33 protein-coding genes and 1 pseudogene are annotated in these 26917 nt (G+C 60.6%); 1 reads left to right on the top strand and 33 read right to left on the bottom strand.

The features are described 5' to 3' along the window. Window positions 1–13 precede the first annotated feature (13 nt). The 33 genes and pseudogenes from ACA046_RS26290 to ACA046_RS26450 form a co-directional block, all read right to left on the bottom strand. Entirely contained in the window at window positions 14–391 is a 378-nt protein-coding gene (locus ACA046_RS26290) for a phage tail assembly chaperone (RefSeq protein ID WP_497675260.1), read from the bottom strand. An 8-nt stretch (window positions 392–399) separates the two neighbouring features. After that, window positions 400–1614: a phage head spike fiber domain-containing protein gene (locus ACA046_RS26295; RefSeq protein ID WP_497675261.1), complete on the bottom strand. Its 1215-nt coding sequence runs from the start codon at window positions 1612–1614 to the stop codon at window positions 400–402. Between the two features lie 11 nt (window positions 1615–1625). Beyond that, window positions 1626–2225 carry a YmfQ family protein gene (locus ACA046_RS26300; protein WP_459023460.1) on the bottom strand — a complete coding sequence of 200 codons (600 nt, stop codon included), beginning with the start codon at window positions 2223–2225 and terminating at the stop codon, window positions 1626–1628. Further along, window positions 2213–3253, bottom strand: coding sequence for a baseplate J/gp47 family protein (locus ACA046_RS26305; protein WP_497675262.1), 1041 nt, complete (start codon window positions 3251–3253; stop codon window positions 2213–2215). Before ACA046_RS26305 ends, ACA046_RS26300 begins: the two co-directional genes overlap by 13 nt. Then, entirely contained in the window at window positions 3243–3641 is a 399-nt protein-coding gene (locus ACA046_RS26310) for a phage GP46 family protein (protein ID WP_459023464.1), read from the bottom strand. The genes ACA046_RS26305 and ACA046_RS26310 overlap by 11 nt, the downstream gene beginning before the upstream one ends. Further along, a complete protein-coding gene (locus ACA046_RS26315) occupies window positions 3641–4150 on the bottom strand; it encodes a phage baseplate assembly protein V (protein ID WP_497675263.1) in 510 nt (169 codons plus the stop codon). Before ACA046_RS26315 ends, ACA046_RS26310 begins: the two co-directional genes overlap by 1 nt. A 16-nt stretch (window positions 4151–4166) precedes the next feature. Continuing rightward, window positions 4167–5204 carry a phage baseplate assembly protein gene (locus ACA046_RS26320; RefSeq protein ID WP_497675264.1) on the bottom strand — a complete coding sequence of 346 codons (1038 nt, stop codon included), beginning with the start codon at window positions 5202–5204 and terminating at the stop codon, window positions 4167–4169. A gap of 3 nt (window positions 5205–5207) precedes the next feature. After that, window positions 5208–6446 (bottom strand): DNA circularization protein, encoded by a 1239-nt coding sequence (locus tag ACA046_RS26325; protein ID WP_497675265.1) that lies wholly within the window; start codon window positions 6444–6446, stop codon window positions 5208–5210. Then, window positions 6433–8049, bottom strand: coding sequence for a hypothetical protein (locus ACA046_RS26330; RefSeq protein ID WP_497675266.1), 1617 nt, complete (start codon window positions 8047–8049; stop codon window positions 6433–6435). Before ACA046_RS26330 ends, ACA046_RS26325 begins: the two co-directional genes overlap by 14 nt. Then, on the bottom strand, window positions 8049–8174 hold the full coding sequence (locus tag ACA046_RS26335; RefSeq protein WP_010170085.1) for a hypothetical protein: 126 nt from the start codon (window positions 8172–8174) through the stop codon (window positions 8049–8051). Before ACA046_RS26335 ends, ACA046_RS26330 begins: the two co-directional genes overlap by 1 nt. A gap of 5 nt (window positions 8175–8179) precedes the next feature. Next, on the bottom strand, window positions 8180–8476 hold the full coding sequence (locus ACA046_RS26340) for a phage tail assembly protein (protein ID WP_017480155.1): 297 nt from the start codon (window positions 8474–8476) through the stop codon (window positions 8180–8182). Continuing rightward, complete coding sequence (locus ACA046_RS26345) at window positions 8473–8820, bottom strand: phage tail tube protein (protein ID WP_010170089.1); 348 nt, start codon at window positions 8818–8820, stop codon at window positions 8473–8475. Before ACA046_RS26345 ends, ACA046_RS26340 begins: the two co-directional genes overlap by 4 nt. A gap of 63 nt (window positions 8821–8883) precedes the next feature. Next, window positions 8884–10383 (bottom strand): phage tail sheath subtilisin-like domain-containing protein, encoded by a 1500-nt coding sequence (locus ACA046_RS26350; protein ID WP_497675267.1) that lies wholly within the window; start codon window positions 10381–10383, stop codon window positions 8884–8886. Next, the gene (locus ACA046_RS26355) at window positions 10383–10565 is read right to left on the bottom strand and encodes a DUF2635 domain-containing protein (RefSeq protein ID WP_010170093.1); all 183 of its coding nucleotides are present in this window, start codon (window positions 10563–10565) and stop codon (window positions 10383–10385) included. The genes ACA046_RS26350 and ACA046_RS26355 overlap by 1 nt, the downstream gene beginning before the upstream one ends. Next, window positions 10562–11152, bottom strand: a complete 591-nt coding sequence (locus ACA046_RS26360; protein ID WP_497675268.1) for a phage tail terminator protein — start codon at window positions 11150–11152, stop codon at window positions 10562–10564. Before ACA046_RS26360 ends, ACA046_RS26355 begins: the two co-directional genes overlap by 4 nt. A gap of 64 nt (window positions 11153–11216) precedes the next feature. After that, window positions 11217–12232 (bottom strand): annotated as a pseudogene (locus tag ACA046_RS26365) (phage late control D family protein). A 9-nt stretch (window positions 12233–12241) separates the two neighbouring features. Further along, window positions 12242–12454, bottom strand: a complete 213-nt coding sequence (locus ACA046_RS26370; protein WP_497675269.1) for a tail protein X — start codon at window positions 12452–12454, stop codon at window positions 12242–12244. Next, a complete protein-coding gene (locus ACA046_RS26375; protein WP_497675270.1) occupies window positions 12447–12830 on the bottom strand; it encodes a phage tail protein in 384 nt (127 codons plus the stop codon). The genes ACA046_RS26370 and ACA046_RS26375 overlap by 8 nt, the downstream gene beginning before the upstream one ends. After that, window positions 12830–15028, bottom strand: coding sequence for a phage tail tape measure protein (locus ACA046_RS26380; protein WP_497675271.1), 2199 nt, complete (start codon window positions 15026–15028; stop codon window positions 12830–12832). Before ACA046_RS26380 ends, ACA046_RS26375 begins: the two co-directional genes overlap by 1 nt. A gap of 127 nt (window positions 15029–15155) precedes the next feature. Continuing rightward, window positions 15156–15737: a phage tail assembly protein gene (locus ACA046_RS26385; RefSeq protein ID WP_497675272.1), complete on the bottom strand. Its 582-nt coding sequence runs from the start codon at window positions 15735–15737 to the stop codon at window positions 15156–15158. Between the two features lie 51 nt (window positions 15738–15788). Further along, a complete protein-coding gene (locus ACA046_RS26390) occupies window positions 15789–16295 on the bottom strand; it encodes a phage major tail tube protein (RefSeq protein ID WP_459023486.1) in 507 nt (168 codons plus the stop codon). Continuing rightward, window positions 16295–17461 carry a phage tail sheath protein gene (locus ACA046_RS26395; protein ID WP_003208663.1) on the bottom strand — a complete coding sequence of 389 codons (1167 nt, stop codon included), beginning with the start codon at window positions 17459–17461 and terminating at the stop codon, window positions 16295–16297. Before ACA046_RS26395 ends, ACA046_RS26390 begins: the two co-directional genes overlap by 1 nt. Before the next feature lie 2 nt (window positions 17462–17463). Then, window positions 17464–17637, bottom strand: coding sequence for a hypothetical protein (locus ACA046_RS26400; RefSeq protein ID WP_459023489.1), 174 nt, complete (start codon window positions 17635–17637; stop codon window positions 17464–17466). Window positions 17638–17726: 89 nt separating this feature from the next. Further along, a complete protein-coding gene (locus tag ACA046_RS26405; RefSeq protein ID WP_497675273.1) occupies window positions 17727–17987 on the bottom strand; it encodes a tail fiber assembly protein in 261 nt (86 codons plus the stop codon). Continuing rightward, window positions 17987–18604, bottom strand: coding sequence for a hypothetical protein (locus tag ACA046_RS26410; RefSeq protein WP_497675274.1), 618 nt, complete (start codon window positions 18602–18604; stop codon window positions 17987–17989). The genes ACA046_RS26405 and ACA046_RS26410 overlap by 1 nt, the downstream gene beginning before the upstream one ends. Before the next feature lie 80 nt (window positions 18605–18684). Beyond that, window positions 18685–19227 carry a hypothetical protein gene (locus ACA046_RS26415; protein ID WP_497675275.1) on the bottom strand — a complete coding sequence of 181 codons (543 nt, stop codon included), beginning with the start codon at window positions 19225–19227 and terminating at the stop codon, window positions 18685–18687. Beyond that, window positions 19224–19862 carry a phage tail protein I gene (locus ACA046_RS26420; protein ID WP_258347622.1) on the bottom strand — a complete coding sequence of 213 codons (639 nt, stop codon included), beginning with the start codon at window positions 19860–19862 and terminating at the stop codon, window positions 19224–19226. The genes ACA046_RS26415 and ACA046_RS26420 overlap by 4 nt, the downstream gene beginning before the upstream one ends. Beyond that, window positions 19859–20854 (bottom strand): baseplate J/gp47 family protein, encoded by a 996-nt coding sequence (locus ACA046_RS26425; RefSeq protein ID WP_497675276.1) that lies wholly within the window; start codon window positions 20852–20854, stop codon window positions 19859–19861. The genes ACA046_RS26420 and ACA046_RS26425 overlap by 4 nt, the downstream gene beginning before the upstream one ends. Beyond that, on the bottom strand, window positions 20851–21183 hold the full coding sequence (locus ACA046_RS26430; protein ID WP_010170122.1) for a phage baseplate protein: 333 nt from the start codon (window positions 21181–21183) through the stop codon (window positions 20851–20853). The genes ACA046_RS26425 and ACA046_RS26430 overlap by 4 nt, the downstream gene beginning before the upstream one ends. Window positions 21184–21195: 12 nt before the next feature. Then, a complete protein-coding gene (locus ACA046_RS26435) occupies window positions 21196–21804 on the bottom strand; it encodes a phage baseplate assembly protein V (protein ID WP_093205524.1) in 609 nt (202 codons plus the stop codon). A gap of 3 nt (window positions 21805–21807) precedes the next feature. Then, window positions 21808–22323, bottom strand: coding sequence for a hypothetical protein (locus ACA046_RS26440; RefSeq protein WP_497675277.1), 516 nt, complete (start codon window positions 22321–22323; stop codon window positions 21808–21810). Window positions 22324–22345: 22 nt separating this feature from the next. Then, window positions 22346–22684: a phage holin family protein gene (locus ACA046_RS26445; protein WP_017480135.1), complete on the bottom strand. Its 339-nt coding sequence runs from the start codon at window positions 22682–22684 to the stop codon at window positions 22346–22348. Between the two features lie 595 nt (window positions 22685–23279). Beyond that, the gene (locus ACA046_RS26450) at window positions 23280–24014 is read right to left on the bottom strand and encodes a LexA family transcriptional regulator (RefSeq protein ID WP_497675278.1); all 735 of its coding nucleotides are present in this window, start codon (window positions 24012–24014) and stop codon (window positions 23280–23282) included. Between the two features lie 198 nt (window positions 24015–24212). Here ACA046_RS26450 and mutS point away from each other — a divergent pair, with 198 nt between their 5' ends. Then, window positions 24213–26804, top strand: coding sequence for a DNA mismatch repair protein MutS (gene mutS, locus ACA046_RS26455; RefSeq protein WP_167663496.1), 2592 nt, complete (start codon window positions 24213–24215; stop codon window positions 26802–26804). Window positions 26805–26917: the final 113 nt, after the last annotated feature.

Genomic DNA, 26917 nt, shown 5'->3' on the forward strand with positions numbered 1-26917 from the left:
ACTCCGTCAGGTACTACTCCACCTGCTGTGAAATCCAGCTTGGAGCCTTTGGACGCTCGCCCATTTCCGGGAACTCCACAGCCTGAGGCCAATCTCGAAGTTGCTGCAAATAGGCAAGCAACTCAGAAAACTGCGCGCCACTCAGCGTTGTGCTTACGGCCATATCGGCTTCATCTCGATGGCGTTCACGTAGCCACTTGATGCTCTCGATCTGAGAGTTACGCCAATCACGCTCCAGACTCCGTGAGTCTGGCCCGTCCTGTGGGACGGGAATTCCGCCCTCCTCCAGCCATTGCTCATATTCGGTCCAGAAACGGTGAGAACGCGGAACCGTTGCTCTATCGACCAAGCGTAAAACGGTGTCTGGATCATGTGTCAACTGATAGCTCATAAACCCTCCTAAAGTTCGGCATCAGCCGCTGCGTGGATGTAATAGGACTGCGTGGCCAAACCGACATCCGAGTTATCCACCCAGACGGACCGGGTTGATGCGGTGTAGGTTCGCGCATTGCCCGATGAGACCAGGTCACTGCCAGATCGCCATTGGCCGGGAGCTCCAGTGCCAAGCGCGCGGTAGAGCGTTGTGCTGGGAATCGCACGTTTCTCGACCTTGAAAGACCACTGAGTCGCCGGCTGGCCCGAAGAAGCCACCTGCCCTTGCATGACGATTGAAATCAGCGAACCCGCCGTAGATGCGGCCGCGTCACCAGGTACAACATCTTGACTAAAGGTCTTCTCGTAGTAGCGCTGACAAAGTCTCAACTCCTCCCCGCTAGACCGTCGCTCAAAGGGAGTTGCTACGGGTCCTTCCTCCAACTGCACTTGAGCCAAGTCGATCGTTTGCAGTGAATTCAGCGCAAGATCCAACTCAATCCGCAGGCAGTCGCTGTCTCCAGCGCCCAACGTCTTGCCAGCAATGGACGGAACCTGAAACGTCGCCTGGCACCTCGTCCAACCATTCGTCACCTGAAACGAGTTAACCAGCATAGTGGCCGGGACAGATCCACCATTGCCAAAGTACTGCGTAATCGAAAAAGACACACGACGCGCCGCATCACCACGGACCCAAAACGAAACCGTCGCCACTTTTCCAGCGAGCGTTCTTACCGACTCAATTTTTTGCGAAATCTTATGAGTGGTTGCGCCCGAACCGGCTACCACCTGCTGCCAGCGCAAGAAAAACCGCGGTTCGTTGGATACATCAGTCTGACCAGGTGCAAAGCTCTGCCGAGAGATGTTCACCCCGGCAGCCCCGTCCCAATCACAGCGAAATCGATCGGCAAGAAACCCGCCTACACTGGGCCCAACATTGACCACACCTCTCTGCCAAATATCAAACCCGCCATTGATGACCAAATTCTTGCGATAAACCTGAATCGGAAAATTTTGCTGCGGATCCAGCTTTGCCAACTCTTTAATCGCCAACATTAGCTGATTATTTTGAGACTCGTTCGGCACTAAACCGGCCGCGGTAATTGCATTAACAATCTCCTGCGTAACCCCATTCCCCCAAGCCGCCGGAATCAAACTCCCTGGCGTCCCGGTCACCGGGTTTTCATCCACAAACTTGCCATTCACCAGCCCAACACTGGGCACACTCTTTGGATAATCCACGCTTCTACCCTCTAGTCATAATTGATGTGCACCTGCGTATGAGCAGGTGCGCTGCGATGAATCAGGCACTCCAGGGCATTGCCCGGATTGACGCCAAACCGCTCTCCCCAATAACTCGCCCCAAACCGCCGCCCCAGGTGCTGGCGGCCGCCGGTGTTAAGGGTCCACATGAAGTGCGCCTGCCAGGTGCCAAAATGCGCAGCGCCGAAACGCGAGCGGCCCATGCGCGGGGCGTGATGCTCAGTGACACTGGCGTCGGGATAACCCTGGCTGCGGGCGATTTCGATGTAGTACGCGGCGCGCTGGCTGCCCACCGCCAACAGCCGTCGACGCACTGCCAAGCGGCGGTCGTCGTACAGCGGGCTTGAGCCCAGGCAGGGATCGGGCAGTTGCATCACCCTTTCCCACTCTGGCACCAGTTCGCTGACGGTCGCCGGGTCCATTTCGTTTTGCAGGTCGCAGGCCCGGGCGTCGATGCGAGTGAGTTCTTCGGCGATGCCTTTGAGCACCGTCTCCAACTGCGGCAGGGTTTCCAGATCCCAGGCCGGCCCGCTGGGCAACAAGGCGATCAGTTGTTCTTGATACTGGCCAGCGGTTCTCACTCCAGCCATGTGATACCTCCGAACACCAGCAACTGATTGGTCGCCGCTGTAACGTCCGCCAACGGGTTTGTGAGGGTGTGATCGGTCTCGCCGGTCGCAGTGCTGATGGCTTCGGCGATATGGGTCAGCAACAAGGTGTCGCCCAGCCCCGCCTCGCGGTTGTGCAGGTCCCGCAGTTGGGCCTCGACGGCCGCGCGCACGGCGCTGGTATCGGGGGTCAGCCGCAGTTGATAAGCCACCGGTTTCATCACTGGCGCCAACACATACACATCAGCGGTGACTGGCCGCAGCGGCTCGATATGGGCTTGAACCTGCGCCAACTGCGCGGCATTGGGGATCGGCTGCGGGTCGTCGTCACGCATCACGAACACCCCCACCGTCCCCGGCCCCAGGTAATTGCCGCGACACCATGCGCGGGTAATGCCGGGCACTTCGAGGGACCAGGTCTCGTAATCCTGTGCTGAACCGCCCTGGGGGATAACGCGATAGGAACGAATCACCCGCGCCCGCAGCGACTCCAGGGTTTCTCGCGCCACGCCGCCGGTCAGCCCCGGCGCCAGCACGGTAAAAGTCGAACCAATACCTTGCAGCGGCTGGACCGCGATCAGGCTCAGCCCGGCATCAGCGTTGCCCAGCGTGCCGGCATCAATCGCCTGCACGGTGGCAGTGTTGAGGCCGGCATGGGTCGTGCCGGCAGCAGTGACTTTGAAGCTGCGCCCATCACTGCTTTGCAGCACCGTATCCACATCCAGTACCGCGCCCGCCGCCGCGGTGAAACTCACGCTGCCACTGGCGGCCACTGCAGCCTTGCGCGCCTGGTTCAACCGCAACGCGGCGATGCGCTCCAAGGTGGATTCATCCGCGGTATCCGGCAGGATCTGCTCGGCGATCCAATCGAGATAACCGTACAGGCCGAACGCCGCACCACTGAGTGTGCGCGCCAGGACCTGGGCATCGGACTGGCGCAGCGAATCGCTGGCCAGGTCGCTTTGGGTGCGTTTGATCAGCACCGGCAGCGAAGGGGTTTCAAAAGGCATAGATCACCTGCCAACTGTTATCAGGGTTGATGTCCAGGCGCTCGCCATCGGCCAGGGTCAGCTGCGTGCGCAGGTTGAGCCGCTGGGCGTCGAGGCGTTCACTGAGGACTTCGATGGCGCTGCAATGCCCGTCGTCGATGAGCCATTGCAAGGCTTCGCGGGCATAGAATTCGGCGTCCAGTTGCGTCTGGCGGGTCAACTTGACCCGGCGCAGCAGCCACAGCCTTGAGCCGATACGATCGTCGGCCACGCTGGGAAAACTGTCGCCCCACCAGCCGAAACGCTCGTCATCCTCCACGGCATCGTCCGGCGCGGCACGGCGCCAGGTGAACAGGCTGATCAGCACCGATCGGGTCAGGGCATTTTTCAGGTTGTCGGAGACAAACATCACTGGCCTCCCGCCGGCGCACCAGACTGGCCGTTGCCGGGCTGTACGCCCACATGCACGTGCCGGATCTGGCTGATGCCACCGGCAATCTGATCGCCCTGGGAGATGATCTTGCCGCTCTGGGTCAGGGTCGGTGTATCAATGTTCACCGCGTGGCTGGCGCGGATATTCAGGGTGCCGGTTTCAATGTCGATCACCCGCCCACGCTTGAAGTGAACCTTGTCGCCTTCGTCGGTGTAGATCGCCACTTCACCCGGCGCCAGGGACTGCAACCGATAGCGACGGTCAGCCACCACCAGCACGATGGCATGGGAGCGATCGCCGCCCAGGAACGTGGCGATGCCTTCAGCACCGGCCAGCGGGTTGCTGGTAAAACCGTAGGGTTCGAAGTGCTCCATGTCGTCGTTCACTTCGCCTGCGGTCAGGCGCATTTGCAGCGATTGCAGCTTGGTGGCCGAGTGGGCGAGCACGACAGTGCCGCGCGCCAGCAGGCGAGTCAGTAGGCTCATGGAAATTCCTTGATGGTTAAGCGGATGGCAACGGATTGGCATCAAAGGTGGACGGCGGCGCCACCTGTAGCGTGGTGATCGAACCTTGGTCGGAGAGCGAATAAGTAATCTTGGAGATCAGCATGTCCTGGTCAAATCCCAGCACCGGATCGATCACCCGCACCAACAGGTTGTGGCGCCACAAATCGCCGTTGGACTGCCGCCAGCCTTGCACGGTGTAAGTAGTTGTCAGGGCTTTCCCAGTACGGGTAGCGCGTTCCCAGTCGGCACGTTGCTGGGCCAGTTCGGGCGTCAACTGCGTCGGCTCGCTGATTATCGTGACGCGCTTTCGCGCGGCTTTTTCATCGCGGGAATTCCCTGAAACCTCACTGACCGCCGCTGCGTTTTTTTGATCATCGCCCTTGTGCTGGCCGATGACGCGGTACTCGGAAAACACCGTGCCAAAGTCCATCGGTGCGTTAGCCGAAAGGATGTTCTTGCCCAGTTCCAGGCGGTCATTCGCACGCCCTGCGCTACCGGGCAATGCCAACACCAGGCGTCCGTCCGCATCGTCGGTGGAGAACACCCGATACAGCGTCAGCAAGCGGTCGATGGATTGGAATACCGTCTCCCCGGGCACGATGCTGTGGGTCTGCAAACGTGTGGTCTCGGCAATCTCGCTGTGCACCTCGACCCCATAGGTGGCCGTCAATGCTCGGACGATGCTCAATACACTTTGCCCGCGCCATTGGCCGGGCTGGTTTATCGCAGCGCAGTCCACCAGGTCCTGCGTCACTGATCCGCCTTGAATACTCAGGCTGATCTGCTGGCCGTTGTAACTGATGGGCGCCTTGAACACAAAGCCGGTGAGCACCAGATCGCAACCAATGCGCACCTGGCAACGGACTCCAGGCTTGATCGGCACCGCCAGGGTTTGCCCAGGCCATTGCCAGGTAATGTTGAGGGTGAAGGTGCGAAATTGACGCTCCAGGTCGGCGCTGATTTCCACGCTTTTCCAGCCGCCATAATCCAGGCCGTCCACGGTCAGAGTGACGGCATTGTCCAACTCGTTCATGGGTTACTCCCTGACCACTTGCAGATCCGCCGGTGGCAGAAAGCCCGGATGGGCCACCCGATTGCGCTGCACCACCTCGCCCACTCGAGTCGCGTCACCGAAACGCTGATACGCCAACAGCAAGGCGGGCATGCTGCGCATTGGCGTCAGGTTGACCAGTCGCACACCGGACGAAGCCACCGCCGTCAGATGCGTGAACATCTGTTGGCGCAAGTCATTCAGCGCAATGTAGTGCCCGGCGTCGGCCTTCAATGCGGCTTGCCACATGGCTTCGTTCAGAAGGTCACGCAGCACCAGCACATCGTCGGCCACCGGCACTTCACGGCGCTGCACCGGCTGTGCCGCCTGTTGCGCCAGGGATGGCGTGGTACTGAGGGTCACAGCCTTGGTCGCCACCGGTACGTCCGCCAGCCAATGGGCGATGTTCACCCACAACGCATCCTGTACCAGATTGGCGGTGGCCTGCGCGGCGGCCATGCTGTCCTTGCCGGTGGTCAGCTTCGGCACGTCGATAGTCCGAGCCGCTTCCACCTGCTGCGAAAGGTTGGCCAGCATGCCGCGATAGCCGCTGCGGGCGAACGCCTTGAGGTCCTTCACATCGCCGAGCAAGCCCTTGAATTCGGCGCTCAATTGCTTGGGCACATCCTTGATGGCTTTGACCAAGGCGTTCAGGTCGCCATACAACTGAATCAGCGGGGCAAACTGCTGTTCAATCACTTGGTAAACCTCGGCCAGGCCATTGCGCAACGCCTGGATCCCCACCCGTGCCTGTTTCACCAGTGCGACGGCCTGCTCAAAACGCAGCACCGCCGACCCCAGCAAACTGTCGGCTGACACCAGCAACAGCTGGCGGGTATTGACCGCCGCAGTGGGAAACTTCAAGGGTTCGTCGGGATAGAACTTCAGGGCAAATGTCACCAGCCCGCCGTCCTGGCGAGTCTGGGTCATCTCGCATTCGCCGACCTTGACCTGCAACCGTCCAAGCCAAGGGTGCACCAGCTCGCCAGCGCCTTCCTCCAGGGCCTTGAGCAACTTGTCGCGTTGCTCCAGGCAGTCCTCGCCCACTACAAATGCCGTCAGCTCATGCACCCTGGACTGTTGGCCCAGCCCTTCAAAAAACGGCAGGTCGCGCTGAGGGTATTCGTGCAACTGGCCCTTCTTGCCAACCGGGACTTTCGCCTGGTCGACCCAAAACCCGACGCCACGAAACGACGCCGGCAACAAACGATCACGCCAGCTCATTGGAGCCTCCAAGGGACAGGGAACGGTAGCCGACACGTGGGGTGACGCTCAGGCCGGGCTGGTTGGTTCTGGGCTGGTCGACCCGCAGGCCGGACGGTGCGTTGTCAAAGCTCACCCGCAAGTCGCCATTGAGTTGCGTGCGGTTGTTGGCAGCGGTTTGTTGCAGCAACGAACTGGAGCTGGACGCCAGCGGTGATACCAAGCCAGGACCCTTGCGGAACCATGATGGGTTACGCGCGCTTTCGGCATTGCGTTCCTGTTGCTCGGTGGTCAACTCCAGCACACTGCCGGTCGCCTGGTTGATCACTTCACCCAGCCCACCGTTGAACAACTCGCGAATCGGCGCGGTGATCACTGCAAGCTTCTCCGACAGCGCGGTGAACCAGCTCAGCACCGGTGCCCACATGGCTTCAAGTTGCTCCATCGGATGCCAGTCGTCGAACAGGCCACTCAACACCACAAAGGCGTCCTGGGCCTGCAACTTGAGATCGCTCCAGATCGAGGCAAATGCTGCGCTGACGCTACCCCAGACGGCAGAGATCTTGTCCAGAGGCGACCAATCGAAGTAACTGCTGACGATGGTAAAAGCCGCCAGCGCGGTGAGCTTGAAGTCACTCCAGATCGCCGCAAACATCTCACTGATCACGCCCCAGTTGGCAATGATTTGCCCTTGGGGTGACCAACTGAACAGGCTTTTCATGAACTCGACCACCGGCACGCTCAGTGCCTTGAGCAAGTCCCAGAGAGCCGCAAAAAAACCGCTCAACGGCGTCCAGTTGTTGACGATCAAACCCATTGGCGACCAGGAAAACAGTGTGGTGAAAAAGCCGATCAGCGGCTGCGCCATCACCTTCAGCGACGTCCACAACCCTGCAAAAAAACCTGTGATCGGCCCCCACAAGCGCATCACCTGTTCCAGCGGACGAAACGCAAAGACCGTCTGAAAAAGCGCGCCCAGGGTTCCAATCGCCGCCATGACCCGCTCGCCGAGCCCGACAAAAAACGCCGAAATCGGCTTCCAGTTGGCGACGATCAATCCCGCCGCCACGGCAATGCCCACGGCCACCAACACTATCGGGTTGGCGCTGAGCACCAGTTGCATCAGCCCCAGCGCTTGGGACACGCCGGTGACAGCCGCTTGAATAGCGGTAAACGCCACCGCTCCCGCTGCGAGGCCCTGCACCAGTTGCGGATTCTCGCTAAGCACTCGGGCCACCGAGGTCAGCAACGGCTCCAGCCCGACCACCACCGCCGTGACGGCTGGCAACAGCGCCGTACCGAAAGCCACTGATACCTTGTCCAACGAGGCGTTGAAATTCTCCAGCCCTTGCGCTGCCGATTCAGCAACCCCTTGACCCACAGCAGCATTGACCTCGCCAACCTGCCCCTTGAATGCCAACGCCGATTTGATACCGCTGACAAACGGTGCCGCCAGCCCGCCGCCCTTCACCAAACCGGCGATATCCAGCTTGCCGAGGCCCGTCTGTTCCAGGTTCTGCCTGAAGCGCCCGACCGTGGCCTGCAGCGCAGCGAGCTTGGGCGACAGCTGGTCGATTCCGGTCAGGCGCACGGCGGTACTTTCTACTTTCTGAGCTTCTGCCATCACTGCACCTGCTGCATCGCATTGATCCGTTGCGCATGCTCCAGGGATTCCCGGAGCGTATCCAAAGGCCTGGCCAGCATCTGTTCGGGGTCAACCTTCCAGAACCAGGCCAGGTCGTAGGCCACCGCAATCAGCTCGGCGACGGAGCCTGCGCCGCACTCATGAAAAAACCGGCGACGGCCCAGCTCAGCGCGTTGAAGTCCACCAGGTCGAGCTGGTTGACCGACGACGGCGGAATGCCTGCGCACACCGCGATGTACTTGGCGGCCACGTCGAGGTCGAGACTCACGTCTTCGCCCTTGTCGATCTTGTACGGCAGTGCCTTGATCGCCCGCACCTCCTGCACCGTCGGGCGGCGCAGGGTGAGTTCGGTCAGTGGCTCGCCGTGGGCCTCGATGGCCACTTGCAGCTTCACCGTATCGGTCATTGCCAGGTCCCCTTGATGCCTTCGAATTTCAGCTCGATCACGGCGTCGTCGCCCTTGGCCACTGGCTCTTCCACCAAGTAGGCACCGGCCAGCACGTAGACCTTGCCGTTGTTGAATTCGCAGGTGACGGTCATGTCGGTGCCGGCGATCAGTTGCTTCAATGGAAAGTCCGGCGTGTGCAGTGCGGTGACTTTGAACGATGGAGTGATGTCGGTTTCCTTGTAGAAACCCGGCACCACGGTTTCCCGCTTGACGGCCATCAACGGTGCTTCGCAGCCGCCGTTGATGGTCAGTTGAGCGCCGTCCACTTTGACGTAGCAGGTGCCCGCAATCAGTTGACCCATGATGTTTCTCCCAAAAATAAGCCCGCACTCGGCGGGCTGGAATCAGTTGCGAAAAGCGCGGGGTTACACCGCCGCGTCGTACTGCAAACGGAACTGGTTGAGCAGCGCAAACACCCGCAGCCCGTTGACGTAATCCGGCGGGAACAGCACGTTGACCCGGCTCGGGTCCTGGCTATCGCGCTCGACGATCAGGTGCTCGGCGAACAGCTCGGCGTTCTCCACATGACCTTCCAGTTCCAGCTTGGCGTACTGGGCGATCAGCTCACCGCGGATAGTGCTCGGGGTGACGATCGGCTGGCCGGCGCCAAAACGCGTACCGTCTGCGGCGAGTTTGTGGCGCCCGTACTTGCTGGTGATCACACTCTTCTGCAGACGGCGCACGATAAAGGCCGACTGGTGCAGGGTTTCGCTGTCCAGGTAGGAGTTGTCCGCCTGGCCGAAAGCGTTCTTCTGGTAGGTGGTGATCGCCCGCTGAATGCGCACGTAACCGCCTTCGTAGTAAGCGGTGGCGATGCCGTAGTTGAGCAGCGATTGGCGCTCGGTCAGGGTGAAGCGCTCGCTGGCGTCGGCCGGGTCGAGGCCTGGCAGGCTGCCGCTTTGGGTCGGACGGCTGGCATCGGCGGAGATAAATACTGCCGTGCGTGCAGCCAAGGCTGCTGCCTGAACCCAGAACGGTTGCGGTACGCCCGGCTCCATGGCCTGGATGGTCACGTGCTGGTCGTTACGCCCTTGCCCGGCAGCCACCAGGGTGCCGATGGTGCCGCGCTTGGCGGTGTAGACGTGACCGAACAGTTGCTTGGCCCAGGACCAGCGACCGCTGTTGTCATCCATCACCGCTTGCCAGGCGTTGAGGCTGGTAGTGTCGGCCCAGGGCATGCAGATGAATTCAAACGGCTCGTCGCCCAGCGCAGCCAGCGCCGCGAGTTGGTCCGGTACACCGGCACCCGCCGCCATTTTGCCAAGCACGGCGGTCAGGCCGTCGGGGATTTGTTCACCGTTGCTCTGGCCCAGGCGGTTGAGCTGCAAACTGATGTCGTTGCCGCTGTCACCGGTCCATTTGGCGGTCAGGGTGACGGTGCCATCGGCGGCTACCGCACTGACCGGCAGGTCGGCACTGGCGTTGATTTTCAGCGCCAGAGCGGTGGCGGCAACGGCAGCGGTCGCGCCATTGATCACGGTCGCTTGAACGCGGGTGCCGCCGACGTACAGGTTGAGAATGCCACCTTGGGTCGCGGTGCCGGTCAGCTTGAGCTCGGCCTTGGCCGCGCTGCCTTCGGTACTGTGCAGCGGCAGGCACCAGATCTCGCCCACCGGGTCACTCTTGCGGAACGTCTCGTACATCGATGCCAGCATCGAACCCTGGCCACCGATACGTTTGGCCATGGCCGCGCTCGATACCAGCACCAGGCTGCCGACTTCCGGGCTGGTGACGTTGTCGTTGACCTGGGCCACGATCAGCCGACGCAGGGCCGACGACGCACTATTGGCTGCCGAATTGTCCATCTCGGCGTAGAACAGCGGCACACGAATGTCCGCCGGAATATGACTGAATCCAATCGCCATTATTTGGCTCCCTGTGGTTTTGCCGCCTTGACGGCTTTGGTTGTGATGTCGCCATCGGCCAGACGTCGACGCCACCAGGCGTTGTCCGGGACTTCGCGGCCTTCGGCCGGCAACAGATCGCCCGCCTCCGGGTCAGGTACGGCACGGCCGGAAACCGGCAGTACGGTGATGCGTTTGCTCATGGTTTTACCTCGGCAGAAAACGTCATTTCCAGGCGCCCGTCGGGGCCTGGGCGTTGCAGATTGGGGTCGGCCGGGTCGATGGCATCGACCCGCACCGTCACCCCGCTGAAGGACGGCAGAGCGTCCAGCTCAAGCTCGAGCCAGGTTTCCGCTGGCTGTGTGCTGAGGTTGCGTCCCAACTGGCTCTCAAGAAAAAACCGCAGCCGGTACAACCCGCGAACCTTGCTGAGCAACAGCCATTCGCCGGCGTCGTACTGGATAGGCTCGTAGAACCCCTCGGGCTTGTAGCCCACCAGCGCCCGCCAGACCTCGGCGCGCAGGGCATGCAGTTGGTCCATCGCCTGGGCGTGCTGGCCTTCCGGCAAATCCAGCACCAGCACCACGCCAAAATGCTCGCGCAGGGTTTGGCGGCTGCTGTTTTGCGTAGTGTTAGGGCTGGCCTTGTCGCAGATCGGCGTGACGACCGCCTGGGGCGCGTCGAGCACTGGCAGGTTTTGCAGCGCGTCGAGGTCGAGGCCGGCGCGGATGTGTTGGTTGAACGATGGGCAGTGATCCCGCAGGTGACTGACCAGAGGGGTGATCTTCATGGCGCCTCACCAGGCAATAAAAAACCCGCCGAAGCGGGTGGGTAGAGGGGACCGATCGAGCGCGTCATTCAGGTGATGACAGCCCGGTCGCCTTGATCCTGCATCGGTAGCTTTCCTTGCGTTTGCCGATGGCCGTCAGCGTGTCGATGGACCAGCGCCCCTGCATGAAGCCGGGCCAGGTTTCATCCAGCATCAGCAGCCCTTCGGCCTGGAGCGCCGGGTTGCCGGGTTGCCGGGGCATATCACATTGATCTGCAGGCCTTCACGGCCAACCCGGCGCATCTCGCCCTCGGCCGCCGTCCTGGCTTCGTCTTCGCTCTGGTAGCGCTGAGCAAGCACCTTGAACGGCGCGCCGCCCACCTCCACCTCACGCTTCTTGCAGCTAGCAGCATCCCACCAGGACGCTTGGGCCCCTTCGAACTTGGCCCGGCTGGTCTCGGTAAAACTGGCGCTGATAAACCCGTGGTCGCCCGGACGGTTATCACGGGTGACCGACAGCCGCACTTCTTGCAGCGGCTTGCCCGACAACGAGGTGAGCTGGCCTTTACGGCCCAACACGTACAGTTCTTCGACAGGCTTGGCCACCGCATCAAAACGCTTGGCAAGCCGGGTCAGAAAGCTCATGTCGCTTTCGTTGGTCTGGTCGATGTGAGCGATCTTTTCAGCGTCCAGATCCGGCGCGACCCTGGGTGAGAATCCATAACGTGTGGTCAGTTGGCGGAACAGTGCGCCCAGGGTGGTCGGCCCATGGCTGGCTGTGCGGCGCTGTTTGAATTCGTCGTGGTCGAACGGCGCTGCCGTGGCCACCAGCACCAGGCGCATGGGGAACAGGTACGGGGTGCGTTGGGTAATCTTGAACAACCCCTTGTCCTCCAGGCCGGTTTCGAGATAACCGACCCGCAGGCCGATCCTCCCTCCCAGGCGGGGCAAGCCCTCAAGCCCTTCGATATCAAGGGTCAGCTTGAGCTGGTCGGAGACGAAGCCTGCGGCATCGGTGTGTTCCCACTCCAATAATCGCTCGTTGAGCAGCGCGGCATTGGTCCCGTAAATTTCCACCATCGGTGTGAATCCAAGTGCCATGGTTCCTCCTTAATCCCAAACCGAAACCGGCTTTTTTGCGACAGGGCGCGCGTCCAGTTCCGGCACGATCACACCGATGCCGGCCGGCAATACCGCCCCGTGTTCCGCGAGGTCCGGGTTGAGGTGCCACAGTGCTTCCTCAGCGGCGTCGTCACTGCGACCCATTTCGCGGTAGAGCAGCAGGTTGACTGAGTCACCGGCAATACTTCGGACTCTACGCATTGACGAACTCCTCCAGTACCAACGTCCAATTGATCAGCATGGCCGTGCCGTCGTCGATCACGTTGGCTTGTTTCTCGTCCACCGAATTGATCGTCCACAGCCCCCAGTTACGGCCAATACCGTCCACTAACGGCAGCGGTGTACGCAAGACCTGCAAGTCGCGCAGCTCGTCGAGCCTGGCCATGCCAATGCCACGCGCCGCCTTGCCGGCAAAGGTCAATGTTTCGAGGGCCTGGCCGGTCTGGCTGGACTTGGGTTTGCCGGCAATGATGTCCAGCGCGACCCAGCCACCGCTACTCTTACGGTCGAGGGTCGCATAGGCGAACCCGCGCGACAGCCCGAAAATAAAGCTGCCCAACACCATTTGTTGTCGCATCAGACTGCTCCATCGGTGAGTGCCGCGTCGCGTCGCGTCGCCAGCAGGTTATCCATCGAGAGCGGCGTGAACTGCGCCTCGATCTGTTGCACGACGAGCGCCGCCAGCGCTTGGTAACTGGCCTGCTCGGGGGCGGTGATGTTGATCTGCGGGGCGAAGTTGATTTGGCGGTTGTCTGTTTGAGCGTTGGGAAGGCTTTGGCTGACCTGTTCGGGTGGAGGGAGACGGTCGTCGCTGCTCATGACTTTCTCGCCGAGGCTGGCACCGACGTCGCTGCCGACGAAAGTGCCGACAACACCGCCCACCACCTTGCCAATTGCACCACCGGCAAAGCCGCCGATCACACCGCCCAACACTGTGCCGGCGCCCGGAATAATCGAACCCAGCGCCGCCCCTGCGAGCGTGCCAACGGCACGCCCAATGGCCAGCCCTGCTACCTCGCCGGCCAAACCGCCCGCGACGCCACCGCCTATCGATCCCACACTGGCGCCAACGGACTCTTTCAGAGTGCCGTTGTTCGCGCCCTTGATGAGATTGATACCAGCGTCCGCCACCACCACCGCCAACGATCCGCGTCTCGCGATTCGGCTGGCTCTGTCGGTTTTCGTGGGCGCATCCGGGCCTGGATTTTTGCCTGGAGTGCGGTCAACCTGGCGTGTGTCGTTGCCTTGTGACCTCCCTTTGCTCCCGGACGGGTCGGACTTGTTGCCGCCTGCATCGCGGGGCGCGCCACCCTCACCCAGGACTTTCCCGGCGACCTTGTCGAAGACCTTGTCCACAACAGTACCGCCAAGCTTCTTCGCCAGCGGTACCATCACCACGGCGGCCAATGCGAGGGCGGCCGTGGCTTTGGGCAGCGATTCAGCCAGCCAGCCCAAGCCGTTGACCACTGAGGTCAGCACCGTCAGCGCGCCGTTTTTCAGGGGCGCAATCGCTGTATCGGAGGCTGTTTCCAGGCGGGTGGTACTGGCCTGGAAGGCCTGTTCATGCGCTTTGGTGGAGTCTGCCCGACCGGTAGCCGAACGCATGACCGAGCCCTGGTCGCCCAGGACCGAAGTCGCGTAAGTCGACTTGTCGGCCACCGCCGTGAAGGCCTGCTTCACCGTGTCGATCACCGGCACCAGGCTCAGAATCGAGCGGTTACCGTCGAACAACTGAGTGGCCAGTGCCGCCTGCCTTTCCTGGGGCTGCGCCTTGAGCGCTTCGAGGACCGTCAGCACTGTGTGCGGTGCGTCCTGCTTCATGCCTGCCGCAAGCAGCTTCGGGTCAAGCTTGAGCTCTGCCCAGGCAGCGCGCTGCCCCTCGGAGGCACCGTCACCCTTGGCCAGCGCGGTGCCGACTTTTTCCACCGCAAGCCCGGCAGACGCCCGGTTGTTACCGGCCGTGAGCAACGCCGCCGAGAACGCCGCGACCTGTTCGGGGCGCATGCCCGACATTCTCGCGGCCGTGCTCTGACGCACAATCGTACCGATATCCACCGCATCGGCCTTGAGCGAAGCGTGGGAGCCCAGCACGTTGGTGGCGTCAGCCAGATCCAGCGCCTGCGGGCGATCCAGCTTCATCGACCCACGCCAGCCGCCCATCATCTCGCCGGCCGTCTTGATATCGGTCTGAAAGGCAGCGGCGATGATCGCGGAATCGCGGGCGAACTGCAGCAAATCAGCCTGGCGAGTTTTTAGGTCCTTGCCGACGCCGGACCGGGCACCTACCTGCTCGACCCTGGCTAGATCGACAGCACTTGCGCCACTGGCGGCAACCATTGGGTCGGACGCCATGGCCAGGTTGGCCTCACGCAGTTGCGTGCGTTCACGCCCGGCAAACCCCACCACTTCATGCAGGTCGGTCATCGCCGTTTCCAGCGCCTGCGAGGGTTTGGCTGGATCGGATGAGGCGCCGCTCGTGCTATTGCCTTTGCCGGCCTGCAGGGCCCCCATCACATCGAGCAATGAGCCGTTGAACCTCTCCAACGTGTCAATGAGCCGGGCCTGCCCCGTGACCAGTTGCGCCAGTTGCACACCGACATTTGCCAGTTCCAGGCCCGGCATGTCCCTGGGTACGGCATCAAGCAAAGACGGGCCTGCAAGCATCGGCGCGATGGGCTGGATGCTGGCGCCTGCCCCGGCCGTTTCAAGCGAGCCGTAAGTCGCTTCGCCATCCCTGGCGATGAGCGACTTCAATCCAAATTTCCTGTCTGCCATCCGCTCTACTCCTGTTTGACGCCAAGGCGAGTGATCGCGATGTCGTAGCGGCGCAATGCTTTTCCGGCGTCCCAGTCCAGGATTTCCGCTTCATTTACCGAGTAAATGAGCGGCACGATGTCGAGAATTACTTCGATGTCGCGCTCCGAAAGAAGTCCGCCGGTTTGTTTAAAAAATCGTCGATACGCCCTTGTAGTTCGGTCCAGTCGGGCACGGTGAGGTCGGCGAGATCCGGGATCATCAGGCCGCTGCAGTGAGCAGTGATGAACTCGGCGCGCTCCTTGTTGGTGGCGAGTTTTTTCATCGCCTTGGTGGCACGCAGCGCGGGCATTTCCAGGGTCACATCGGTCAGGGTTCGGCCCGCTGCGTTCAGCGGCAGCAGCAGATTCACCTGTTCGGTGGTGCTTGAGTCGCCAGGCGTGCGGGACTCGTCCAGGAAGAACGAGGCCGGGCGGGTCGACATGTCATGCACGTATTGCGCGATGCTCACGTAGTCCGGGCGTTTGAGCTGGTCGAGCTCTTTTTCCGACAGGCCGGTGGCGAGTTTCGCCAGTTCGAAAAACTGGTCGTCCTCATCGTCACCGGCCCGGGCCAGCGCGTCTTTTTGCGCGGCATAGAACAGCGGTTTGAGTTGAATCTGCTCGATCCTCGCGCCACTGTCGGCGGTGATCGGGGACAGGAGGATATGCAGTGGAGGCATCCAGGCCATGAATCAATTCCTTGATGAAGTTTGGGAGCGGGAAAACCCGCTCCCGGGGGCTTACGGCATCAGCACCGCGCGACGGGCATCACCGAGGATGTCGACGCCGTTGAGCACGAACTTCTGGGTGCGTACGTCGATGTCGATTACCGGGATGCCGTTTTCCAGGCGGTTGTAGGTGCGGCAGGAGAACTCCAGGGTGATGGCGGGTTTTTCGCCCATCTTCAGCGTTGTCTCGGTCAGCGTTTTCAGCTTGCCGCCGATGGTGTGGTAGGTGAAGTAAGTCTTGCCATCCTGGTCCTGGCCGGCTTCGCGCACGTTCAGCAAAATGTCGTCGCCCAGGCGCACACCCAGGGCAAGCATGATTTCCGGACCCGCGCCTTGCAGCTCCAATGTGGCGCTGAGCACTTTGGCGCTCTTGGCCATTTCTTCGGCGATGAAACGTCCGCCGGTCATCTGTTCCATGTCGAAGTCGATCTTCGGCGGTGCGAACGAGGTGACCGTCGCCGACAGCGGCAGGCCTTGGAGGGTGGCCGCCATGGCCTGTCTGATTCGGTTGGTAAACATTAGAGAACGTCCTCCAGGAACTGCTCGATGATTTCATCGCGGGCGTTGAGTTGATAAATCATGTGTTCGTTCGGCGCGTAGCGGCCGTAGTCGATGACGATGAACCAGGTGCCGTTCTTGTACTTCTCGACACTGTTCAATTCCGGGTGCAGGTACACGCTGCCGCCAGGAATGGTTTCGTCGGCTACCAGGGTTTGCAGCCAGTCGTTGATGCGCTTGACCTCCTGGTCCATGAATGACTTGGTGAGGTTCTTGGCCATGGCTTTCTGGCCGGCCTTGACCAGCTTGCGGCTGATCGCATCTTCCAGGCCCACGTAGCTGATGAACTTGCCGGTGATGGAACGGTTACCCAGCAGCGAGAAACCGCCGAGGATGGTGCGGGCGTAGTAGCTCACGCCGTAGCGGTTAAGCAGGTCGCCTTCGGTGGAGGTGTCGAGGATGTTGTACTCAACCACGCGGGAAACGTCTTCGGCGAAGGTCACCTGATTGCCCGGGCTTTCCCACTGCTTGACCTTGGCCAGTGCAGCGATGGCGAGGGACGACGGCGCCAGGAACACGTTTTTCTTCGCGGCCTTGGAGTACACCGACGGCATGTTGTGCACCAGCAGGCAACGGTCGAAACCGAGGTCGGCACCGCCCAGTTCGCCGCTGTAGGTCACCTGGTCGGCGACGGTTGCGTCCTTGCCGTCAAGCACCACACGGGCCTTGATGCGTTTGCCGAAGGAGGCGAATTCGCCGGCCACGGCCTTGGTGCCGGTGAAGCCTGGAGCACCGATGATGGTCAGGTCTTCAGGGACGCTGGCCAGAGCAGCCAGGCCCAGTTTGCGGCCGGTAACCGGCTCTTCACCGCCGATTACGTTATTGATGGTGTCGGCCGGGGTGGTGCCCTCGTCGACGATCACTACGTAGACCGGCACCTTGACCACTTTGAGGATCTGGTACACGGCGTGGAACAGCGTGCCGGTTTCAGCGCCGGTAGGGTCCAGCAGCGCCTGGGTGGTGAAGCTGTTGATACGGAACGGGGCGTTTTTCGGGATCGACGCATGGGCGTTGGGGGCGGTGCCCACCAGGCCGATGACGTTATCGCCCAGGCCACCCATGGCCTCGGGGGATTCAGTGGCATTCACGGTGATGCCGTTGTGCTCGAAGTTCAAAACCTCAGCCATGGTTATTCAGCCTTCTTGGGGGTGGAGTTGAGGACGCTGGTGAGTTCCAGGCGGCCGGCGGTGCGCAGGGCGGATGCTTCGACGTCCAGCAGGTCGAGTTCCTCGCCGGCGGTAGACCAGTGGCCGTTGCCGGTGGGGAATGGGATGAGGACGGTGTAGGTTTGGCGGTTAAACATGAGTGGAATTCTCCGGGTGGAAAATGCCAAAGCCCCTGCGAGAGGGGCTTTGGGCGGGCGAAAAAAAACCGCTTTCGCGGTGGATATCGTTACTTGAGAAAGCCAGGTTTTTCTGGCCATACAACTGTGAAGGGATCGCCTACATCTTGCGGGACATCCCGCAACAGTTTGCGGTAAGCAGCGACTTCGGCACGCTGAGTGTCACTCAGAGGGCTGTCCTGCACTTGGGTATGGTCGGTTTCTCTCAACAGTTGATCGCGACGGACACGAATGGAAGACCACTCCAAACACTCAAGACCTTCTTTGCTGGGAATATGAGATGGCATCAGCGTAATAAGTGCTTCAGTCATTAGAAAACCACCGTAGGGGAAAGGGAAAGTTTCGACTTGATCTCACCAACTTTTATCGCGCGATAGCGACCAATCTGCATAGTGTCAATTCGCAACGATGTCACATACACATTGGGAATTTTAATCCGGCAGATTGCATTACCAGCCGTATCGGCATAAATAGCGGGTGCAAACTTTCCAAAGCAAGATTGATTTATGACCGCACGCTGAGGTGCATACACATACCCCGCAAATGTCTCGTCCAACACCAACGAACTGCCATAACTATAACCACGAATATTGAGCCAGAACATCTGGTCATCCGTATTGATGGAGAATGGCAACTTGAAGTGGGCATAAACCTCCATCGAGGATCCAAGATCCGTCGCTGTCATACCGCCGGAAGCACCGACGTCATAAGGCGCTCCCGTACCCCATATCAGCCCTTGGAAGACACTCATCAACAATGTCCCGGGGGCACCGGGCTCTCCGACTACATCTTTAAGTGCACGATACTGATCAAATTCCGCGCGGGCTTGATCCATTCGTTTATCAATATCGCCAATCTTGCCATTTACGGCGGTGGTCAGGTTATTGGAGGCCTGAACCAAGTTGGCTATCTGCGTTTCCGTACTCAAAATAGAAGCTCCTTTACTTTGTCATTCTCAGACCACTCAGCACCGGTAAATAACCATAACTAAAGAGGCCAGCCCAATATCTAATTCGCGACCCTAGCATCTTCCAACTTCATTACACGAAACAAAACCCCTAGATGGCGAGCCATATTATCAATATTGGCTGTAGCCACAGCGGCCAGTTCTTCTGCAATTAAAATATTAAGATTTTCCATACCCACTATTACCGTGACACTATCGACCGGCAATGGTGTTAGGTCCAGCGTGAACTTCTGCAATACACGGGCCGCGGCCGCTTTGTAGGTGAGCAGTTTCCCGGCAACGGAATAAATTGCCAGCAAGGTCCCGCTGGCCAGATAAAACCCAAACTCTCCAATCTCATACTCAGCCTCGCCGTCAAAAAGCGCGGCCATTCTGAGTTGTTGGTTACCCAGGTCTTCGTAATCGGCAATTGCTACCCGCTGGCGTTCATCCCGCAAGGCAATCTCACTGCCGTCGGGGTTATAACGGCCAGTCCCCGCGCCTATATGGGTAATTTCACCTTTCAAACCCTGGTTTTTTGCCTGCAACACTTCACCTAAACCTTTGGAGGTGAAGCGCACCAGGCGCGTAATATCTTCTGTCATGGCTGCGCCCTGAGGTCGTAATCGTTAATGGTGTAGTACCGGGCCACCCCAGTACTGTGAAGTCGGGCGCCAAGCACCAGTTCAGGCAGCGCCCCCGCAAGAGAAATCTCACTGTCGCAAAGCGCAGCATGAGCAACACCGCTCATCGCCAGCCCACCGGCCGTCTCGTGCACGATGGTGATGGTGGCCAAGTCCCGCTCGCTCTTGGCCGCGTTGATGCGGCGGATCAAACGGTTGTGATCACCACTGGACCAACTGCGACCGATGATTGCCTGCACATCAAAGGTGTAGGGCAGACCTGTTGGCCGCTGTTGATACCAGGCGCTGATGTTCGGGGTGAAACCCAGTGATTCAACCGCGTAGCTCAGCGCCTTGGGCGTGCCGGCCTGACGCTGGATCTGCCAGGACAAGGCCACGGTGAGCCGCTTCTCCGACTCGCTGGCAGCGGCATCCCATTCACTGACGCCGCGATCAGCGGCAAGGTAGGGAAGGAATTCAACCGGGGTTTGCAGCGGGTTCATCAAGGCGGGAAATGGCGGCGTGACCCGGTCGAGCAACTGCCCGAAACCCAGGTCCAGTGCCTTCTCCAACGGCGAACTGTTGGCGGGCAGCAAGCTGCCTTTTGTCTCGTTCATAGCGTGCGCACCTCCACCTCGACACCCGTGCAATACGGGGCCTGGAATGCCGTGGTGATGATCGGCTCCAGCGGCTCAAGAATTTGCAGTTGCGCAGCGCCAGCCGAGTGGATGGCGTAGTCGATCCAGCTCGGGTCCACCCGCCCTTCCAGGCAGTGGCAAGACTCTGCATAGTCTTGCAGCAGTTTCTGGGCGGCGACTTGAGTGAGCCCGGAGTCCGGGCCGGCGTTGATCTTTGCCACCACGCGGATTTTGTAACGCAGGATTTGTGCGCCCTGCACCGAGACGAGATCCGTTTCCGGTCGCACATCAGGCCGGGCGAAGTGCCGGCGTACACCGTCGAGTAGATCCGCAGAGGGTGTGCCATCCCCGTCTCGGGACAGGACGGTGACCATCACTTCGCCGGGCGCGGTGCGACGGCCGTTGCCATCCTTGATCCGCGCCGCGTAGCCGTCCGGATCGAAGGTATAAGTGACCGTCACCACACCCGGCGTAGCACTTTGCACTTTCACCGATGGACGCTCACCGAGGGTGAAAACCTCCCGGCGATACTGCATCCGCGAGCCTGCCGCGGGAGCGTGTGGCGCCAGGTAATAACGCAGGCGGGCGTCGTCGTCGCTCTCCAACGTCGGCGGCACTGGCGGGAAAGCCGCTGGGTCACCGGGATCAAGCACCTGGCGCTCCAGGCCCATGTCCGCCAGGCGTGCATCGAGGTTGCTACCGGTGGCCCACCACGCCAGCATCTGCTTGATGCGGGCGTTGTATTTGCGCTCGTGGGTTTGCAACCGAACGCAAAACGCTTCCAGCGCCAACGTCAGCAGCTCGCTTTCGTTCTCCAGGCTGACCTTGAGCTTGGCGGCGTTTTCCGGCGCACGAGTCGCGACGTAATCAACGACAAACGCCTTGAACTCCGCCAACAGCGGCTCGAATTCATCGACGGCAATGATCGCTGGCTCAGCCAACTGGTTCTGGCCGGGTATCAGCATGCTCATGTCACCACCTCGAAGGTTTGTTTGCGGTTTTTCCAGGTGCCGGCGAAGCGCAGCAACAGGCCGGCGCCCTGGCGGTTGGCGACGATGACTTGCGGTTCGAAGTCGGCGATGCCGTTCTGCGGGTTGTAGAACGCCTGGGCGGCATGGCTCTGGGCGAGAATCAGCAGGTCATCGCCGAGGTTTTGCCCGAGCAGTTGCGGGATCATCGAGCCGTACAGCGGACGCTTCTGGCGAGTGCCCAAGGGCGTCGTCAGCGCTCGGGTGGCGCGCTGGACGAATTGCAGCCAGTCATCGACCGCCGCCCCGGTGTTTCTATCGATTCCGATCATGGGATGTCCTTATCAGGGGCTGATGACTCGACCTTGGTGGTCCACCACCGGGCCGCTGAAGTGCGCACCGCCGGCGTCCAGCAACAGGCTTGTACCGCCAACTTGCAGCGTGATGGCCTCGGCGCTCATCGTCAGGCTGGCGGCGCCGACCTTGACGTCTACCTGCTCACGGGAACCGGTGAACGTAGTCGGGCCGTTGACCCAGTTGAAGGTGTGGCTGGCGTCGTCGTAGTCGCTTTGTGTGCCGTCTTGATGGCGGCGCCGGGTCAGTGTCGGAACGCTGGATACCGGCGGAAAACGGTCGCTGTTCAAGCCGAACAACGCCACCGATTGTGCCCCGCCCTCCCCGCCGCCGTAGTTGAGCAGCAAGCATTGCTCGCCCACTGACGGGATGCGGGTTTCCGTCTGCGCACCGGCGCTGGGGTTGAAAAAGCGGATCGCCGGCGTGAGCAGTTCACCGTGGCTGACCTTGCAGGTATTGCTGGCCGCGTCGACCTCCTGGCACACGCCGATGCGGCAAAAACTTTCGGCGCGTCGATACAGGTCTTCGAGCTGGCTCTCCATTTCTGCCAGTCGTTCGACGATCGGTCCCAGTTGCATGCGTAACAGCGCGTCGAACATGGGCTACTCCGCCAGCGGCTTGTATTGGTCGGGGTCGTCGATGTTCGAGACTTCCCAAGTGCAGGCGAACAGCGGTTGGCCTGTGGGATCGTTGAGCAGCGGCGGTCCGATATAGAGGGTTTGGGTGAAACTGACGGTCCAGGTGTCGTAGTCCGTTTCTGCGGTGGTACGTATTGAGGGCGCAGCGACGATATTGGTCGGCAGGTCGCACTGCTCCTGCGGCAGGTTCCAGCGGTTATCCAACACCAGGTCCATCAGTTGGCTGGCCAGGTCGCAGGCATCAAAGGGCAAGGCACCCGGGGCAACCATGGCCTTGAGTGAAATCCCCAGGGCGTGGGCTTTGCGCCCTTCGCGGGAGCGAATGCCCGGGCCATTGCCTTCGACGGTGATCAACACGCCGGTGTTATCCGCAGCACCCTGGAAGTCCTGATGATTGCCGACCTTCAGATCCGGAAAGGCAATGCGCAGCGCCTCGTTGATGGCCTGGGGCAGTTGGGAGGGTTTTTCGATGAGTGTCATTTAAGTCGCGTCCTTGCAACGGTTACTGCGGGTCCCGGCCTGGGCCTTCGTTGACGCCGATGCGCTTGGCCGCCCAGCGTTCATAAAGGCCGATGGCCACGTCGGCGCCGGCCATGGCGGTCAGGCAACCAATGGCGCCGGCCGTCCAGATCGACATGCCGGCGGCGTAGCACAGCATCAGGGCTGACACCCCGCACACCATGCACGCCCCGGAACGCAGGGCCAGGCGCCGCACCAGCGACCAACCACGGGCGCCCTCCTTGTCGGCACGCCACATTTCTCCGGATACACCGCCGATCAGGGCCAGTGCGATCACTAGCCAGATAGGCATTTCCGCTAACGCTTGCTGCTCGTTTGTCATGTCACGCCTCCTGGCTGAGCATTACCGGCGCAGTGCCGGGTTTTGGGTAATTCCATTTATAGGTAGGCATTCCAAAAAGCCCGGTTGCCCGGGCTTTTCAGTAATGATTTCCTCGAACTTTCGGCGCTACTGGCGCGGTACGGTTCTTTCCTCAATGTTTTTCCGACCACGATCCCTGTCTGCCGGATAACTGCTTATGGTGCTTTACGCTGCACACCCGGGCCAGTTGCCAACCCTCTGAACCGTTAAGGCCGGTTCATCGCTGCCTGTTCTTGAAGCGGTTTGAAACTAAAGAGCGTCGGCATCCTTGCCGGTGTTGCCTGGCATCCGTGCCATCGCTTCGATGGCGTCCTTGCCGGTGTTGCGTAACGTCCTTGTCTTCCTTGGCAGCATCCTTGCCGCCTCCACCAGGCCTTCTTGGCTGGCTTGAGATGAAGAATATGCATGTATGCATATACAGTCAATGCACAAATGCATTTATTTTTACCATTCATATGCATAGATGCATTCACGGCCTTATGGGCAAAGGGTTTGGTGGTTTTGCACCGGCGAAAAAAAACCCGCTCATTGGCGGGCTTAGTCTTACGCAGGAGGTTTAGCGGGCGTACATGCCCCACCAGAAGACGTGACCGAGGATGCTGATCTGCTCTTCCTGGATATCCTGGAAGCTGTAGTCCTCATCCGGGTGTTCATCGCGGTTGAAGCTGCGCAGGCGAATCCCCGAAGGCAGGCGGTAGAGCTGTTTCACCCGCAGTTGGCCGTTGTGATTGATGGCATACAGGTCGCCGTCGACGATGTCACCAATCCCGCACTTGCCGGCGTTGACGCCGACGGTCGCGCCGTCACGCAGCACCGGCAGCATACTGTTGCCACGCACCGTGACGCACTTGGCCTGGTCGAACTGCACACCGTTATGCCGCAGGCTGCGCTTGCCGAATCGCAGGCTGGCCTTCTCGCTTTCCTCGATGACGAATCTTCCTGATCCAGCAGCCAATTCAACCTCGCGCAGAAAGGGGATCGACACCTCGTCATCATTAACGGGCGTGTCGTCGTCCCACAGGCTTATGTCCTTGAGTTCCGAATGCATCGGGTCACGCTCGTCCGACCGCGCCGGCACCAGCCCTGCGCGCCCGCGCAACTGATCGGTGCTGACCTGAAAGTAATCGGCGATGCGTGAGATGTGCTTGTCCGACGGATCAACGATCTTGCCGCTGAGGATCCGGGACAATGTGGATTGAGGCACGCCGGTACGCCGGTGAAGCTCCGTGGGGGAGATCCGGTCGCGGTCCAGCAGCTCTCTTAAGACGATAGAAACGTTGCGTTTTTGCATAACGCGGATAGTGCAGGCACTTTTGATGCTTGGCAAATGCTAATTTGCATATTTAATGCATTGATTGATGAGTTTTACCTGACCGTTTGTGCACTGCGAAGCCCCGACCTCGCGTGTTAACCTTGCGCCCATTGCAAAAAATGCTGGGCCAAGCGCCCCCTTTGCCCCATCACTTTCAACGAATTTGCTAACTATCCAATGAGTAAAAACACTTCCGATCTGTCCTCCCACACCCCGATGATGCAGCAGTACTGGCGCCTGAAAAACCAGCACCCTGATCAGTTGATGTTCTACCGCATGGGCGACTTCTACGAGATCTTCTATGAAGACGCGAAGAAGGCCGCCAAGTTGCTGGACATCACCCTGACCGCGCGCGGGCAGTCGGCCGGGCAGGCGATTCCGATGTGCGGGATTCCTTATCATTCGTTGGAAGGTTACCTGGTCAAGCTGGTGAAGCTGGGCGAGTCGGTGGTGATCTGTGAGCAGATCGGCGACCCGGCCACCAGCAAGGGCCCGGTTGAACGTCAGGTAGTGCGCATTATTACGCCGGGTACGGTGAGTGATGAGGCGCTGCTGGATGAGCGTCGCGACAATCTGATCGCGGCGGTGCTTGGGGATGAGCGGCTGTTCGGCCTGGCGGTGCTGGATATCACCAGCGGCAACTTTACGGTGCTGGAGATCAAAGGCTGGGAAAACCTGCTGGCGGAACTGGAGCGCGTAAACCCGGTGGAGTTGATGATTCCGGATGACTGGCCAAAGGATCTGCCGGCGGAACGTCGTCGTGGGACCAAGCGTCGCGCGCCGTGGGATTTCGAGCGTGATTCGGCGCTGAAAAGCCTATGCCAGCAATTCTCCGTGCAAGACCTCAAGGGTTTTGGCTGCGAAACCCTGACCCTCGCTATCGGCGCCGCCGGTTGCCTGCTCAGCTATGCCAAGGAAACCCAGCGCACGGCCCTGCCGCATTTGCGCAGCCTGCGTCATGAACGCCTCGACGACACCGTGGTGCTGGATGGCGCCAGCCGTCGCAACCTGGAACTGGATACCAACCTGGCTGGCGGGCGCGACAACACCTTGCAATCGGTGGTCGACCGTTGCCAGACCGCCATGGGCAGCCGCTTGCTGACCCGCTGGTTGAACCGTCCGCTGCGGGATTTGACCGTGTTGCAAGCCCGTCAAACTTCTATTACGTGCCTGCTGGATCAATACCGGTTTGAAAAACTGCAACCGCAGCTCAAGGAAATCGGTGATATCGAGCGGATCCTGGCGCGAATCGGTCTGCGTAATGCACGGCCCCGCGACCTGGCACGCCTGCGGGATGCCCTCGGCGCCCTGCCGCAACTGCAGGCAGCGATGACCGAGCTGGAAGCACCGCACCTGCAGCAGCTTGCCGTCACCACCAGCACCTACCCGGAACTGGCGGCGCTGCTGGAAAAAGCCATCATCGACAACCCGCCCGCGATCATCCGTGACGGTGGCGTGTTGAAGACCGGTTACGACACCGAGCTGGACGAACTGCAGTCCCTGAGCGAGAACGCCGGGCAGTTCCTGATCGACCTGGAAGCCCGCGAAAAAGCCCGCACGGGCCTGGCCAACCTGAAAGTCGGCTACAACCGCGTGCACGGCTACTTTATCGAGTTGCCAAGCAAGCAGGCCGAGCAGGCGCCGATCGATTACCAGCGTCGCCAGACCCTCAAGGGTGCCGAGCGCTTTATCACCCCGGAGCTTAAAGAGTTCGAAGACAAGGCGCTGTCGGCCAAAAGCCGCGCCCTGGCTCGGGAGAAAATGCTCTACGAAGCCTTGCTCGAAAGCTTGATCGACAAGCTGGCGCCGTTGCAGGACACCGCCGCCGCCCTGGCCGAGCTGGATGTACTGAGCAACCTGGCCGAGCGAGCCCTGAACCTTGACCTGAACTGCCCGCGATTTGTCAGCGAGCCGTGCATGCGGATCGTGCAAGGTCGCCACCCGGTGGTGGAGCAGGTTCTGACCACGCCGTTCGTCGCCAACGATCTGTCCCTGGACGACGATACTCGCATGCTGGTGATCACCGGTCCGAACATGGGCGGTAAATCCACCTACATGCGTCAGACCGCATTGATTGTGCTGCTGGCGCATATCGGCAGCTTCGTGCCGGCGGCCAGTTGCGAGCTGTCCCTGGTGGACCGCATCTTCACCCGGATCGGCTCCAGCGATGACCTGGCCGGTGGCCGTTCGACCTTTATGGTGGAAATGAGCGAAACCGCCAACATCCTGCACAACGCCACCGAACGCAGCCTGGTGCTGATGGACGAAGTGGGCCGCGGCACCAGCACCTTTGACGGCCTGTCCCTGGCCTGGGCGGCGGCCGAGCGATTGGCACACCTGCGGGCATATACGCTGTTCGCGACGCACTACTTCGAGCTGACCGTGCTGCCGGAAAACGAGCCGCTGGTGGCCAACGTGCACCTCAATGCCACCGAGCACAACGAGCGCATCGTGTTCCTGCACCATGTGCTGCCAGGGCCGGCGAGCCAGAGTTACGGCCTGGCCGTGGCGCAACTGGCGGGCGTGCCAAGTGAGGTGATCACTCGCGCCCGCGAACACCTGAGCCGCCTGGAAGAAACCGCACTGCCCCACGAAGTTCCCGTGGCCAGCCCAGCCAAAGCCAGCAACAAACCCAGTGCGCCACACCAGAGCGACATGTTCGCCAGCCTGCCTCATCCGGTACTGGATGAGTTGGCTAAGCTTGACTTGGACGACTTGACCCCGCGAAAAGCGCTCGAAATGTTATATGCACTGAAGACTCGGATATAACGCAGACGCGTGCAAGCTGGTAGACTCTCGCGCGGTTTGGGATGCTGCGGGCTTTTAGCCTGGCCTGCAGACTATCGCTCCCGAACCTCGCGAGCCCTGCCACAAGGGGTTTC

The sequence above is a fragment of the Pseudomonas sp. LBUM1641 genome (assembly GCF_059716235.1).

Bases quoted from the DNA above. Each gene is read 5' to 3' on its own strand.
- ACA046_RS26375 (WP_497675270.1), bottom strand. From the start codon at position 12,830: ATGCGACAACAAATGGTGTTGGGCAGCTTTATTTTCGGGCTGTCGCGC.
- ACA046_RS26315 (WP_497675263.1), bottom strand. From the start codon at position 4,150: ATGAGCCTACTGACTCGCCTGCTGGCGCGCGGCACTGTCGTGCTCGCC.
- ACA046_RS26420 (WP_258347622.1), bottom strand. From the start codon at position 19,862: ATGAACGAGACAAAAGGCAGCTTGCTGCCCGCCAACAGTTCGCCGTTG.
- ACA046_RS26320 (WP_497675264.1), bottom strand. From the start codon at position 5,204: ATGAACGAGTTGGACAATGCCGTCACTCTGACCGTGGACGGCCTGGAT.
- ACA046_RS26430 (WP_010170122.1), bottom strand. From the start codon at position 21,183: ATGATCGGAATCGATAGAAACACCGGGGCGGCGGTCGATGACTGGCTG.
- ACA046_RS26305 (WP_497675262.1), bottom strand. From the start codon at position 3,253: ATGCCTTTTGAAACCCCTTCGCTGCCGGTGCTGATCAAACGCACCCAA.
- ACA046_RS26310 (WP_459023464.1), bottom strand. From the start codon at position 3,641: ATGTTTGTCTCCGACAACCTGAAAAATGCCCTGACCCGATCGGTGCTG.
- ACA046_RS26415 (WP_497675275.1), bottom strand. From the start codon at position 19,227: ATGACAGAAGATATTACGCGCCTGGTGCGCTTCACCTCCAAAGGTTTA.
- ACA046_RS26290 (WP_497675260.1), bottom strand. From the start codon at position 391: ATGAGCTATCAGTTGACACATGATCCAGACACCGTTTTACGCTTGGTC.
- ACA046_RS26435 (WP_093205524.1), bottom strand. From the start codon at position 21,804: ATGTTCGACGCGCTGTTACGCATGCAACTGGGACCGATCGTCGAACGA.
- ACA046_RS26450 (WP_497675278.1), bottom strand. From the start codon at position 24,014: ATGCAAAAACGCAACGTTTCTATCGTCTTAAGAGAGCTGCTGGACCGC.
- ACA046_RS26350 (WP_497675267.1), bottom strand. From the start codon at position 10,383: ATGGCGATTGGATTCAGTCATATTCCGGCGGACATTCGTGTGCCGCTG.
- ACA046_RS26405 (WP_497675273.1), bottom strand. From the start codon at position 17,987: ATGACTGAAGCACTTATTACGCTGATGCCATCTCATATTCCCAGCAAA.
- ACA046_RS26390 (WP_459023486.1), bottom strand. From the start codon at position 16,295: ATGTTTACCAACCGAATCAGACAGGCCATGGCGGCCACCCTCCAAGGC.
- ACA046_RS26355 (WP_010170093.1), bottom strand. From the start codon at position 10,565: ATGAGCAAACGCATCACCGTACTGCCGGTTTCCGGCCGTGCCGTACCT.
- ACA046_RS26445 (WP_017480135.1), bottom strand. From the start codon at position 22,684: ATGACAAACGAGCAGCAAGCGTTAGCGGAAATGCCTATCTGGCTAGTG.
- ACA046_RS26395 (WP_003208663.1), bottom strand. From the start codon at position 17,461: ATGGCTGAGGTTTTGAACTTCGAGCACAACGGCATCACCGTGAATGCC.
- ACA046_RS26360 (WP_497675268.1), bottom strand. From the start codon at position 11,152: ATGAAGATCACCCCTCTGGTCAGTCACCTGCGGGATCACTGCCCATCG.
- ACA046_RS26345 (WP_010170089.1), bottom strand. From the start codon at position 8,820: ATGGGTCAACTGATTGCGGGCACCTGCTACGTCAAAGTGGACGGCGCT.
- ACA046_RS26370 (WP_497675269.1), bottom strand. From the start codon at position 12,454: ATGCGTAGAGTCCGAAGTATTGCCGGTGACTCAGTCAACCTGCTGCTC.
- ACA046_RS26380 (WP_497675271.1), bottom strand. From the start codon at position 15,028: ATGGCAGACAGGAAATTTGGATTGAAGTCGCTCATCGCCAGGGATGGC.
- ACA046_RS26325 (WP_497675265.1), bottom strand. From the start codon at position 6,446: ATGAGCTGGCGTGATCGTTTGTTGCCGGCGTCGTTTCGTGGCGTCGGG.
- ACA046_RS26425 (WP_497675276.1), bottom strand. From the start codon at position 20,854: ATGAGCATGCTGATACCCGGCCAGAACCAGTTGGCTGAGCCAGCGATC.
- ACA046_RS26385 (WP_497675272.1), bottom strand. From the start codon at position 15,737: ATGGCCTGGATGCCTCCACTGCATATCCTCCTGTCCCCGATCACCGCC.
- ACA046_RS26340 (WP_017480155.1), bottom strand. From the start codon at position 8,476: ATGACCGATACGGTGAAGCTGCAAGTGGCCATCGAGGCCCACGGCGAG.
- ACA046_RS26300 (WP_459023460.1), bottom strand. From the start codon at position 2,225: ATGGCTGGAGTGAGAACCGCTGGCCAGTATCAAGAACAACTGATCGCC.
- mutS (WP_167663496.1), top strand. From the start codon at position 24,213: ATGAGTAAAAACACTTCCGATCTGTCCTCCCACACCCCGATGATGCAG.
- ACA046_RS26330 (WP_497675266.1), bottom strand. From the start codon at position 8,049: ATGGCAGAAGCTCAGAAAGTAGAAAGTACCGCCGTGCGCCTGACCGGA.
- ACA046_RS26440 (WP_497675277.1), bottom strand. From the start codon at position 22,323: ATGACACTCATCGAAAAACCCTCCCAACTGCCCCAGGCCATCAACGAG.
- ACA046_RS26400 (WP_459023489.1), bottom strand. From the start codon at position 17,637: ATGTTTAACCGCCAAACCTACACCGTCCTCATCCCATTCCCCACCGGC.